We start from the raw sequence: 10,825 nt of genomic DNA, 5'->3' as shown, positions 1-10,825 counted from the left end.
CCACCAGTCCGACCCCCTACTGCACTGAGCCAAAAGCTCCGCGCGCGGCTTCCTACACCACCACCGGGGGCACTACCCCAGAGTCAACCGCCGGAAGCTTGCTGCCCCGCATGTGGAACCCCTTGAGCAAGCACCAGTCGAAGTCGAACCCCTTCCGGTTGACGCGCGTGAAGCCAGGTCCGGCCACGTATGACCATCTGGCGAAATTGTCCCGGTTTCGCCGCGAGGAGATCGATGCCTTCGTGGAAGGCCTATTCGGTGACCGTGATGAGCTGGACTTTCCGGGGACGGCCCACAAGGCGATCGATAGTCTCGGCGAGATCCGCGCAACCTTTGCCGGCGCGCATGAACTTTGCGCCTGTCCGCCGGCGCCAGCAAGCACCGACAGCCTCAACGAAACGCTTCGGAACCTGCGCGACCTGGTTGTTGTCGCGGAAGCCGAGATCAACACGATCATACAGGCGAACAAGGCTGCGCGGGCTGCGCTTCTGGAAACCTATAACCTTGAGAAGCCGCCCATGCTGCACTGATCTCAGCAAGTCTCACGCCACCTTGGATCGCCTCCGCGCGCCCTGCTTGCGGCCTTTGCCGAGAAAATGACAGCTGCCAGCTATCTCACCAAAGCCTCGAACCCGGCTGGCGAGGTCAGGGTGCGCAACGCGGTGGACGATACGATCGAGGCGGTGCGGGTCTTTCGTGACACGGAGATCGACCGGTCAATACGCCGCGTAATAGCGGGCACAGATTTCCTCTTCCGACAGGCCGTTCATCAGGCCGATCTCGGTGCGTTTGTGCCGGTCGATCACGTCCACCAATGTCTCGCCAAATGCGTCGGCGGCCCAGGTGCTGGATGTCAGTGCGGTCAGCGACTCGTCCAGGCTCGAGGCCAGGCGACGGCACCCGTTCGCCGCGAGCTCCGCCTCATCGAGCGCAGAAAGGTCGGTTTCGGTGGGCGTGGGTGTCGGCAGGTCCCGATCGAGGCCGTCCAGCCCGGCGTTGACGAGCGCCGAAAGCAGCAGATACGGGCTGGCTGTGGCATCGGCCGCGCGGAATTCGAAATGGAATTTGCGTGCCATGGATTCGGGATCGGTGTCGCCGAAAACCGGACAGATGCGGACGGCGGATTCCCGATCCTTATTGCCGAAATTGTTGAAGGCCGCGCTCCAGCGATGCGGGACTAGACGCAGATAGGACGGCACCGAGGGCGCCGCGATGGCCAGGAACTCGGGGAGCCGGTCGAGGATACCGGCCACGAATGCGCCGGAGGGGCGCGCGACATCATGCGGCTGATCGGGATCGTAACAGACCGGGGTGCCGTCCAGCGTCTCGAGGCTGAAATGAACATGCACGCCATTGCCGACACCGCCGGGCCGCAGGATGGGCGCGAAACTGGCCCGCGCGCCCTGGCCGCGGGCAGTGGCCCGCACCAGATCCCGCAGGATGACGGCCTCGTCGGCCGCCCGCAGGGCAGGCTTGGGGCCAACCGTCACCTCGCATTGGCCCGGTCCGTATTCGGGCATGAACGTGTCGATCCCGAGTCCGGCGGCGTCCAGGACCGACATCAGGGTGTTGGGAAAGGCGCCGAGCCGGCGGAACGTGCGCAAGGTGTATCCCAGCCCATCCTGGTCAGGCAGGCCGGAATAGTGGAATTCATGTTCGAAAGACGCCTTGATACGCAACCCGTGCCGCGCTTCGAGTCGTTCCAGTGCGGTCTTCAACTGGCCGCGCAGACAACAATCCCACCGTTCGTTCTCCAGCGTATAGATGTCGCCGATGGCGAAACTCTCGTTGATGCCGGCCTCTTCAATCTGCAGGTCGATCAGGGTCTCTGGGTCGGGCCGGATCGCAAGATCGCCCAACGCCCCCCAGGGCGACGGAGCGATCGGGCCGAAGGACGTTTGCAGAACGTTGGTCGGGGTCCAGCCGATGCCGGTTTTCTGCCGTGATTCCCAAGTGTTGCGCGGAACGGCCTTGCCGCGCATTTGGCCCGCAACATCGCTGGCACAAATCATAATCAGGTCGGTCCCGCTGCGTGTCATGTCAAACCTCTGGGAGTTTCATCTGTTTCTTGTGGCGTCGGGGCAGTCGGCATGCAGCTCAGTGACTCTCCCAGTTCGAGGCGGTCATACAGCGAGGGACCGATCTCATTGGCGAGGCCACCCACAAGTGCCTCGGCCAACAGGAGTTGGCCGCAATGGCTGTCGATGGGCGAGGGCGAAGAGGATGGCATGCGGAACAGCAGTTCTGCGCCGAAACTCTTCTTGTCCGCCCAGGCATCCGAGATGGCGATGACGCTTGCCCCCCGTTCGGCCGCCAGCTTCCCGAAGTGCTGAACCGACGGCTGGTATCGCCGGATATCGGCGACGATCAGAACGCTGCGCGCGTTCATTTCCAGCAGATAGCGCGGCCACCCGTCGGATGGGCCTTCGACAAAATGAACATGCGGGCGCAAGAGCCCCAGATACTCGGTCAGCAGGGCCGCGACATGACGCGATCTGTGGCCGCCGGCGCAATAGATGTGGCTCTTGGGGTTGGCCAGCAGCGCGATGGCGGTTTGAAAATCGGCGTTCATCACCGGATCGTCGCATTGCCGCAGCTGGCGAGCGGTGCTGTCCAGCAATTCGCTGAGCAGGCTGCCGTGCTGCTCGGCATTCCGCTTTTGCGCCGACAGCCGCTGAAGCGGCGTCTCGAGCAGCTCGGACACGTCGGCCTTCACGGCCTCCTGGAAGGCCCCGTATCCGTTCAGGCCAAGCCGCTGAACCAGGCGCAGCACGGTGGCGGTGCTGACATTGGACCGCTCGGCCAGCGTGGCGACGGTGCAAAGTGCGGAGACCGGGTATTGCCGCAGAATCTCGCGCGCGACGTCCTGTTCGCGCCGCCCCAGCGATTCGAACAGGCCGGCGATGCGGAGCGAAAGGGCGTCGGCGTGGGAGTTCGCCCCCGACGCGGTGCCCGAAAAATGATCGCTCTGGTCGTCAGTCTTCGTCATGGAAAAAAAGTAATGATATAAATAGTCATCGACAAGCCAGAAATGTCAAAAATAATTGACGCCTGGACCGCCTGCTCGTTAGCGTTTGGATGTGGGCACGGTGACGCAGAAAAGGTGTCGATGATGATTGTGCCTCGCCGGGCAGCGAGAGCGGATAACGCCGACGGTGGGCCACGAGCAAGACACCGCGCTGCCATTTTCATTTCTCAAGGGAGTAAGATCCAATGAAAGCGTTGAAGACACTGGCCGCAGCTGCGGCTCTTACCGCCTTTGGTGTTGCGCCAGGGTTGGCGCAAGAGGGCCCGATCAAGATCGGCGCGCTCTACAATTCCACAGGCGGCATGTCCTCTCTCGACGGGCCGTCGCTGAAGGGCGCGCAACTGGCCGCAAAGCTGGTCAACGAGAACGGCGGCGTTCTGGGCCGCCAGATCGAACTGCTCGCGCCCGACACCCGGACCGATCAGCAGGAAACCGCCACGGCCGCGCAGCGCGTCCTATCCGAAGGGGTCGTCGCGGGGATCGGCCAGTCCGACACCACCTTTGTCATGGCCGCCGCGCCGCTCTTCCAGGAGGCCGGCATTCCGTTCGTGACCTCCGGCGCGACGCACCCCGAGCTGCCCCAGTGGGTCGGCAACTACATGTTCATGGCCCCCTTCGGTGATGACGACCAGTCCTATGCCATCGCGGATTACGCGATCGACGAGATGGACGCGCAGACGGCCGTAGTCTGGACCGACCAGTCGATGGACTTCACCAAGGCGCTCAGCATGTTCTTTAAGGAGCGGTTCGTCGAGCGCGGCGGCGAGATCATCGCCGAAGACTCCTTCATGATGGGGGACACCGATTTCTCGGCACAGATCGCACGGCTTAAATCGACCGAGCCGGCGCCGGACGTCGTCTTTGTCTCGGCTATCCCATCCGAGGCGGGCCTGACGGTGAAACAGATCCGCGAGGCCGGGCTCGAACTGCCCATCGTCTCGGGTGACGGGTTCGATACCGACCTGGTGGCGACCACACCGGGGCCGGATCTGGCGAATGACGTGTATTTTTCGACCCATACCTATCGCGGCGACGATCGTCCCGAGGTGGAAAAGTTCATCGCCGACTACAAAGCGGAATACGGGATCGATCCGGAAAACGCCTTTGCCCCTCTGGGCTACGACGCCCTGATGCTGGTGGTTGACGCGATCGAGCGCGCCGGCGTGGCGGAACCGGACGCGATCCGCGATGAGCTGGAAAAAACGCGTGATTTCAATGCCGTCACGGGCACGATCTCCTACACCCGCGATACGATGGTGCCGCCCAAGCCGATCTCGATCATCTCGGTGCATGATGGCGAGTTCAACGTCGAATCGATCTGGCGTCCGTAAAGCCGGCACTTGATCGACACAGCAAAGGCGTCTGCCATGGCAGACGCCTTTGCTCGTATGGATCATCATGCAGTTTAAGCCGCCCTTCACCCGGCGGCGCGCAGGTCCCGCAGGATGTCCTCCACGCTTTGCGTGCGGCAATAGCCGCCGAAGGCCGCGAGTGCCCGGTCGTGGCGCTCGTCGGTTTTCGTCACGCAGGCATCGGTTGCACAGATCATGTAAAAGCCCAAGTCGGCGCCGTCGCGCACCGCCATGTCGACGCATTGATCCGTCAGCAACCCTGCCACGATGACCCGATCCAGCCCCATGTTGCGCAACAGGTAGGTGAGGTTGGTAGAGTTGAACACGCCCGACGAGGTCTTGGGCAGGATGATGTCGTCTTCCTGCTGGCGGGCCTCGGGCAGGGTCCGGGCCAGCGGAGAGCCGCGCGGGACCAAAATATCGGAGAGCTTGTGGTCGAGGCTGCGATCCCGGCCGTCCAGCGTCAGCGCCTCGATCACGGTATAGATGATTTCGCAGCCCGCATCGCGCGCCCCGTCCACGAGGCGCGACAGCGCGGGCAGCATCCGTTCGCGCATCGCCCGCGCCATTTCGGGCGCCTCCGACAGGACCTCGTCGGTATATTCGCTGTGCTGGACATCGACCACCAGCACGGCCATCCTGGACGGCACCAGTGGCCAGTTGCGGATTGGTTCGACCTGTTTCACGATATGGCTCCCCTTGGTGACATGCCGGTTGCTGCATTCAGCATCGCGGCCGCCTCGATAAGCGCGCTGGCCAGATCGTCGGCACGCGCCTCGACCTGCTCGGCCGTGGCCAGAAGATTATTGCGCACCTCTATCTCGACGCTGTCCAGGCCGCGGTCCTCGCCGTGGACCGGAACGGTGTAATCGTTTTCGCGGCTCATGCTGTAAGGCTCATTGCCCAGAGCCTTGTCACCATGCCGCGCCCGCAGAACGTCGAGCAGGGTCGGAGACAGCGTGTCGTTCCGGTCATAGAGAATCCCGTACTCCAAGCTGCGTTGTTCGCCGTAAAAGACCGGCGTAAAGCTGTGGATGGTCACGAAAAGCGTCTGCCGGCCGCGCGCGACCCTACGGTCCAGGAGGGCCTCGACCCCGCCCTGGAAGGGCTGCCAGATTTCGGCCCTCCGCTGGTTGCGATCGGCCTCGGTAGCTGCGGCATTGGCGGGGACGGGGATGCCTTCACCGTGGGCGGGGATGAAGCTCTCAGCCTCCCAATGCCGGTTGCAGTCGCAGATCATCCGTGAATATCGCTGCCACGCCAGCGGCGCGTCGAGCCGCCGCGCGATGGCGCGTGCTAGGTCGAGCGCGCCGATATCCCACATAAAATGCCGCGCCAGATGCGCGTCATCCAGGCCGAGTGTGCCGAGGCTGTCGGGAATGCGCCGCCCGGCATGTTCGCAGACGATGACGAAGGGGCTCGTCCCGTCCTCGTTCTCGCTGGCGAAGGGGGGCGGCTCGCCGGGTCCCAAGATGGGGTGTTGGTCAGGCATGAAATGCTCCGTTTTCGGGCACGCGCCGATGCCTCATGCATGAAAATTTCAATACATATTGACATCAGAACAATCAGAATATCAATTAATATTCGTTTAGAAATTCTCAGGCAAGGTCTGATGTCGCAACTGCACGTGCGAAAACTCTCCAAGATGTTCGGCGGCGTCCAGGCGCTTTCGGATGTCGACTTCTCGGTCGAGAAGGGCGATCTGGTCGGCCTGATTGGTCCCAACGGCGCGGGCAAGACGACCGCGTTCAACGTGGTGACCGGCGTGATGGCCGCCACCAGCGGCGGAGTGGAGTTCGAAGGCACCGATGTCACCCATTTCAGTCCCGAGCGTCGGGCTCGGCTGGGAATGACGCGGACCTTCCAGAATATTCGACTGTTCGACGACATGACCGTTCGGCAGAACGTCATGGCGGGCGCTCATGCACGGGCAGGGCGATCGCTGCTGCATTGCGTGTTCGGGTTGCCGGGGCACCGCGCGGCCGAGCAGCGCATTCGTGACATCGCCGACCGCATGCTGGAGCGCACGGGTCTTACCGAACTGGCCACGCGCAACGCCTCGGAACTGTCATATGGCGATCGGCGGCGGGTCGAGATCGCGCGGGCGCTGGCCGGCGCTCCGACCTTGTTGCTGCTGGACGAACCGGCGGCGGGGATGACCGATACTGAAAAGGGGCGGCTGTCGAAACTCGTCAGCAGCCTGAACGAGGATGGCCTGACCATCGTTCTGGTCGAGCACAATGTTCGTATGATTGCGGCACTGTGCAAGCGCCTCGTCGTCTTGAACAAGGGCGAACTGCTTACGTCCGGTGCGGTGGACGAGGTGCTCAGGATGCCCGAAGTCAAAACCGTCTATCTGGGCCGTCGCCGCACGGAGGTGGTGTGATGCTTCGTGTCGAGGATCTTCACGTCGACCGCGGGCGGACTAAGGTCTTGCAGGGGATCAACCTTTCGGTCGAGCCGGGTGAGATCGCCACGCTGATCGGCGCCAACGGCGCCGGCAAGACCACGACGCTGATGACGCTGTCGGGCCTTCTGCCGATTGCCGGCGGGCGGGCCGAGTTCCGCGCGGAGCGAGGCCCTCTCGATATTGGCGCCACGAGTCCCGTCGGATTGGTGCGGGCCGGCATCATCCACTGTCCCGAGGGTCGCCAGATCTTCGGGCGTCTGAGCATCGAGGAAAACCTTCAACTCGGTGCCTATCTCTCAAACGACCGCGACCGGATCGCGCAGGCGGTGGCCGACATCTACGAGTGGTTCCCGATCCTGGGCGAGCGGCGCGCGTTGAAGGCCGGCAACCTGTCGGGCGGCGAACAGATGATGCTGGCCATCGGGCGGGCACTTGTGGCCGAGCCAAAGCTCTTGCTGCTGGACGAGCCTTCCCTGGGCCTCGCGCCGCAGATCACCGAGGAGATTTTCGACGCCCTCGGAAAATTGAACCGAGAAAAGGGGGTCACGATGCTGATCGTCGAACAGAACGCCATGCTGGCGCTGGAACTGGCGGATCGGGCCTTTGTCATCGAAAACGGCCGTATCGTCCTGACCGGAACCGGCAAGGAACTGCTGGACGATCCGGCCGTGTTCGAAGCATATCTGGGAGTGGGCTGATGTCCGATTACCTTATCCAGCAGATCGTGAACGGCCTGAGCCTGGGCAGCCTCTATGCGCTGGTGGCGATCGGGTTTTCCCTGATCTACGGCGTCATCCGGCTGGTCAATTTTGCTCATGGCGATCTGCTGATGATCGGTGCGTTCATGACCTTTGGGCTGGTGGCCAGCGACATGGTGCCTTGGGCGGCGATCCCGCTCCTGGTGCTCGCGGGTGGTTTCGCGGCGGGCGGGTTGATCGAGCGGGTGGCGTTCCGCTCGATCAGTGGCGCGCCGATGATCACCGGGTTCATCGTGACCTTGTCGGCGTCGATCGCGATCCAAAACCTCGCGTTGATCTTTCTCGGCTCGCAGCCGCGCAATTTCAACTTTCCTGAGGTATTTCGCATGCGCCTTCCGATCGGGGGGGCGGACGTGGCGCTGATCGACATCGTCATCCCGGCCGTGACCCTTTTGTGCGCCTTGGGACTGACGACCTTTATTCGCAGGACGCGCGTCGGGATCGCAATTCGGGCGGTGGCGGAAAACCCCTTCGCCGCGCAGCTCATGGGCATTTCCATCGGGCGGTTGGTTTTCCTGGTGTTTGGGCTAGGCGGGGCGCTGGCGGCGCTGGCCGGTCTGTTCTGGAGCGGCAAATATGGGCAGATCAATCCGCTCATGGGATTTCTGCCGGGGTTGAAGGCCTTTCTCGCCACGATCATCGGCGGCGTGGGATCGTTGCCGGGTGCCATTGCCGGCGGTTATATCCTGGGCTTTTCCGAGATCGCCTTCGTCGGCTTCCTGCCCCCCGAATACTCGGGCTATCGCGACGCCTTCGTTTTCGGCCTCCTGATCCTCATCCTGCTGGTGCGCCCACAGGGCCTCTTCGGCGAAGCCGAGCAGGAGCGGGCATGAAACGGCTGGCGCTTACCCCCATTCAGGCATTCTTTTTGCTGGTCGCGGCGATGGGCGTTCTGGTCCTGGCCGTCGAGGCTTCGGGAAACGGATATTTCCAGACTTTTACTGCACTCATGCTCGTAAACGTGATGCTCGCGGTCAGCCTGACCATGACTAACGGCTTTACTGGCATGTTCAGCCTCGGCCATCCTGCCTTCATGACGATGGGGGCCTACGTGGCGGTGCTGTTCACCTACCCGGTGGGGCGCAAGGGCTTTGCCATGCCGGCCCTGCCCGAGGTGATCGCCCAGATCCACCTGCCGCTGCCGGTGGCGGCGCTGGTTGGCGGGCTGTTCGCGGCGCTGATGGGCTGGCTGATTGGACGGCTGGTAGTGCATCTCCAGACGCATTACCTGGCGGTGGCGACATTGGGGCTGATCATCGTGGTGCAGACATTCGCGCTCAATCTCGACGGGTTCACCCGTGGCGGGCGCGGCCTCACCGGTATCCCGCGCGAGGCGACGCTGGCACTGATCGGGGTCTCGACGGTGCTGGTCATCGTGCTGTGCTGGCGGATCAAGCATGCCTCGCTGGGGCGCGCGATGCTCGCGGTGCGCGAAAACGAGATGGCCGCCCGCTGTTTCGGGATCGACGCCTTTCGGCTCAAGATCACGGCCTTCGTGCTGGGGGCCGGTATCGCGGGGTTTTGCGGCGCGCTGCTGCCGCATGTGGTCTCGGTCATGTCGCCCAAATCCTTCGGCCTCATTCTCGCGTTCAACCTGATCGCCATCATCGTGGTGGGCGGCCAGGGCTCCATCCTCGGTGCTGTCATCGCGGCCGTGTTCATCAGCCTGGGCAGCGAGTCGCTGCGGATGGTCGAGGAATCCACCGGCGTCTATGGCGTGACCCAGGTGATCGTGGCGGTGGCGCTGATCTCGTTCCTGCTGGTGCGGCCGAAGGGGCTGTTCGGTTTGAAAGAACCGTTCATCCGGACATCATGAGTTTCGCGCTCGACCCCTCCGAGACTGCGCTGCTGTTGATCGACGTGCAGAATTTCGTGCTCGACCCGGCAGAGCATCCGCCGCGCCCGGAGTTTTACGCTCGCACGACCCAGACCGTTATGCCCACCCTCGAGGCGCTGCTGGGCACCGCCCGCAGCTCGGACGTGGAGGTGATGTACACGGTGATGGAGAACCTCACGCGGGACGGGCGCGACCGCAGCCTCGATTACAAGCTGTCGGGCTTCAACATCCCGAAGGGATCGCCCGGCGGCCGGGTTGCGGCGCGGTGCGCGCCGCAGGGCGACGAGATCGTGCTGCGCAAATCCTCTGCCTGTCTCTTTCACTCGACAAATTTCGACTTTGTGGCCCGGAATCTAGGCATCTCGACAATCCTCTGCACGGGCTTCCTGACCGATCAATGCGTCGAGCAAACGATGAAGGCCGGCGCATCGCTGGGATACCGCATGGTCTGCGTCGAGGACGCCTGCGCCACCAATACCGACGCGCGCCATCAGGCCGCGGTGGAGCGCATCGGTGTGTCCGGCGAGATCGTCGCCAGCGGCGACATCCGCACGGCACTTGCGCAATAAAGCCTCTCACATCATTACGTCGCCGCCATTAGGATTGAAGGTCGTGCCGACATAGAACGCCGCGTTTTCCGTCGCCAGTAGCAGCGCGGTGGGAGCGATTTCCTCGACCCGGCCCTGGCGCCCAATCACCAGGTCGTTCTGCTTGTTCGCGGCCCAATCGGGCGGCAACTTCATGTCGGTGTCGAGCGGGCCGGGACAGATGGCGTTCACGGCGATGTTGTCGCCCGTCACCTCATGCGCCAAGGATTTTGTCAGCCCGATGACGCCGGCTTTGGCGGCGGCATAATGGGTCATTCCGAACCCGCCCTTATGGGCGATTTGCGAGCTGATGTTGATGATGCGCCCGTACCCTTTCGCACGCATGGCGGGCAGCACGGCGCGGGTGCATAGGAACACGCTCTTGAGATTGATCCGCATCATGTCGTCCCAAGTCGCGGTCTCCATCCCCTCCATCGGCGAGACCGTGACGATGCCGGCATTGTTAACCAGAATATTGGGCGCGCCCAGCCGGTCCATCGCCGCGGTCATTGCCGCGTTGACGGCGTCTTCGTCGCCGACATCGACCTCGATAGCGATGCTACGGCGGCCCAGTTGTTCGATCGCGGCGGCGACCGTTTCAGCGCCTGCCTTGTTTCTGTCGAGAACGGCGACATCCGCCCCCTCCCGCGCATAGAGCATCGCGATGCCGCGCCCCAGCCCGGTGGCCGCGCCGGTGACGATTGCAATGCGGTTGTCGAGCTGTCCCATCGGCTCCGTGCCTTTTCCATCCTCCATAGGCCCGTAAGCCCCCAGCCTGAATACCGCGGCCCCGCGCAGGAAGAAAGATGCCTATGGGTCACTCTCTCCACCGTCAGGGCCGTTGAAGCCGCCT

The 10,825-nt window shown here is 63.2% G+C and carries 12 protein-coding genes; 7 read left to right on the top strand and 5 right to left on the bottom strand.

What is annotated here, in order from left to right:
* Window positions 1-530: hypothetical protein (locus Q1B08_RS18080; protein WP_299821953.1), on the top strand; the 530-nt coding region annotated here is incomplete at its 5' end.
* 186 nt (window positions 531-716) lie between these two features.
* On the opposite strand, the gene Q1B08_RS18075 is transcribed toward Q1B08_RS18080, so the two are convergent.
* Together Q1B08_RS18075 and Q1B08_RS18070 are read right to left on the bottom strand one after the other, a co-directional pair.
* Entirely contained in the window at window positions 717-2,039 is a 1,323-nt protein-coding gene (locus tag Q1B08_RS18075; protein WP_299821951.1) for a glutamine synthetase family protein, read from the bottom strand.
* Window positions 2,036-2,989 carry a MurR/RpiR family transcriptional regulator gene (locus Q1B08_RS18070; protein WP_299821949.1) on the bottom strand — a complete coding sequence of 318 codons (954 nt, stop codon included), beginning with the start codon at window positions 2,987-2,989 and terminating at the stop codon, window positions 2,036-2,038. Before Q1B08_RS18070 ends, Q1B08_RS18075 begins: the two co-directional genes overlap by 4 nt.
* A 224-nt stretch (window positions 2,990-3,213) precedes the next feature.
* Here Q1B08_RS18070 and Q1B08_RS18065 point away from each other — a divergent pair, with 224 nt between their 5' ends.
* Window positions 3,214-4,359, top strand: coding sequence for an ABC transporter substrate-binding protein (locus Q1B08_RS18065; protein WP_299821947.1), 1,146 nt, complete (start codon window positions 3,214-3,216; stop codon window positions 4,357-4,359).
* A gap of 86 nt (window positions 4,360-4,445) precedes the next feature.
* Here the strand turns inward: Q1B08_RS18065 and Q1B08_RS18060 are convergent, their stop codons facing one another.
* Both Q1B08_RS18060 and Q1B08_RS18055 read right to left on the bottom strand, forming a co-directional pair.
* Window positions 4,446-5,066 (bottom strand): isochorismatase family cysteine hydrolase, encoded by a 621-nt coding sequence (locus Q1B08_RS18060; RefSeq protein WP_299821945.1) that lies wholly within the window; start codon window positions 5,064-5,066, stop codon window positions 4,446-4,448.
* Window positions 5,063-5,872, bottom strand: a complete 810-nt coding sequence (locus tag Q1B08_RS18055) for an N-formylglutamate amidohydrolase (RefSeq protein ID WP_299821942.1) — start codon at window positions 5,870-5,872, stop codon at window positions 5,063-5,065. Before Q1B08_RS18055 ends, Q1B08_RS18060 begins: the two co-directional genes overlap by 4 nt.
* A gap of 120 nt (window positions 5,873-5,992) precedes the next feature.
* Here Q1B08_RS18055 and Q1B08_RS18050 point away from each other — a divergent pair, with 120 nt between their 5' ends.
* The 5 genes from Q1B08_RS18050 to Q1B08_RS18030 are packed head-to-tail and all read left to right on the top strand — an operon-like array spanning window position 5,993 to window position 9,954.
* On the top strand, window positions 5,993-6,766 hold the full coding sequence (locus Q1B08_RS18050) for an ABC transporter ATP-binding protein (RefSeq protein WP_299821940.1): 774 nt from the start codon (window positions 5,993-5,995) through the stop codon (window positions 6,764-6,766).
* Window positions 6,766-7,488 carry an ABC transporter ATP-binding protein gene (locus Q1B08_RS18045; RefSeq protein WP_299821938.1) on the top strand — a complete coding sequence of 241 codons (723 nt, stop codon included), beginning with the start codon at window positions 6,766-6,768 and terminating at the stop codon, window positions 7,486-7,488. Before Q1B08_RS18050 ends, Q1B08_RS18045 begins: the two co-directional genes overlap by 1 nt.
* On the top strand, window positions 7,488-8,381 hold the full coding sequence (locus Q1B08_RS18040; RefSeq protein ID WP_299821936.1) for a branched-chain amino acid ABC transporter permease: 894 nt from the start codon (window positions 7,488-7,490) through the stop codon (window positions 8,379-8,381). Before Q1B08_RS18045 ends, Q1B08_RS18040 begins: the two co-directional genes overlap by 1 nt.
* A complete protein-coding gene (locus Q1B08_RS18035; RefSeq protein ID WP_299821934.1) occupies window positions 8,378-9,364 on the top strand; it encodes a branched-chain amino acid ABC transporter permease in 987 nt (328 codons plus the stop codon). The genes Q1B08_RS18040 and Q1B08_RS18035 overlap by 4 nt, the downstream gene beginning before the upstream one ends.
* The gene (locus Q1B08_RS18030; RefSeq protein ID WP_299821932.1) at window positions 9,361-9,954 is read left to right on the top strand and encodes an isochorismatase family cysteine hydrolase; all 594 of its coding nucleotides are present in this window, start codon (window positions 9,361-9,363) and stop codon (window positions 9,952-9,954) included. The genes Q1B08_RS18035 and Q1B08_RS18030 overlap by 4 nt, the downstream gene beginning before the upstream one ends.
* 6 nt (window positions 9,955-9,960) lie before the next feature.
* On the opposite strand, the gene Q1B08_RS18025 is transcribed toward Q1B08_RS18030, so the two are convergent.
* A complete protein-coding gene (locus Q1B08_RS18025) occupies window positions 9,961-10,701 on the bottom strand; it encodes an SDR family NAD(P)-dependent oxidoreductase (RefSeq protein ID WP_299821930.1) in 741 nt (246 codons plus the stop codon).
* Window positions 10,702-10,825 lie beyond the last annotated feature (124 nt).

The organism is uncultured Jannaschia sp., assembly GCF_947494025.1.
Classification (GTDB): Bacteria; Pseudomonadota; Alphaproteobacteria; order Rhodobacterales; family Rhodobacteraceae; genus Jannaschia.
The sequence above is the reverse complement of the archived record's forward strand: the minus strand, read 5'-3'. Positions and strand labels throughout refer to the sequence as shown.

Excerpts from the sequence above, each read along its gene's own strand:
- Q1B08_RS18075 (WP_299821951.1), bottom strand. The coding sequence starts at position 2,039 with ATGACACGCAGCGGGACCGACCTGATTATGATTTGTGCCAGCGATGTT.
- Q1B08_RS18070 (WP_299821949.1), bottom strand. The coding sequence starts at position 2,989 with ATGACGAAGACTGACGACCAGAGCGATCATTTTTCGGGCACCGCGTCG.
- Q1B08_RS18065 (WP_299821947.1), top strand. The coding sequence starts at position 3,214 with ATGAAAGCGTTGAAGACACTGGCCGCAGCTGCGGCTCTTACCGCCTTT.
- Q1B08_RS18055 (WP_299821942.1), bottom strand. The coding sequence starts at position 5,872 with ATGCCTGACCAACACCCCATCTTGGGACCCGGCGAGCCGCCCCCCTTC.
- Q1B08_RS18050 (WP_299821940.1), top strand. The coding sequence starts at position 5,993 with ATGTCGCAACTGCACGTGCGAAAACTCTCCAAGATGTTCGGCGGCGTC.
- Q1B08_RS18045 (WP_299821938.1), top strand. The coding sequence starts at position 6,766 with ATGCTTCGTGTCGAGGATCTTCACGTCGACCGCGGGCGGACTAAGGTC.
- Q1B08_RS18040 (WP_299821936.1), top strand. The coding sequence starts at position 7,488 with ATGTCCGATTACCTTATCCAGCAGATCGTGAACGGCCTGAGCCTGGGC.
- Q1B08_RS18035 (WP_299821934.1), top strand. The coding sequence starts at position 8,378 with ATGAAACGGCTGGCGCTTACCCCCATTCAGGCATTCTTTTTGCTGGTC.
- Q1B08_RS18030 (WP_299821932.1), top strand. The coding sequence starts at position 9,361 with ATGAGTTTCGCGCTCGACCCCTCCGAGACTGCGCTGCTGTTGATCGAC.
- Q1B08_RS18025 (WP_299821930.1), bottom strand. The coding sequence starts at position 10,701 with ATGGGACAGCTCGACAACCGCATTGCAATCGTCACCGGCGCGGCCACC.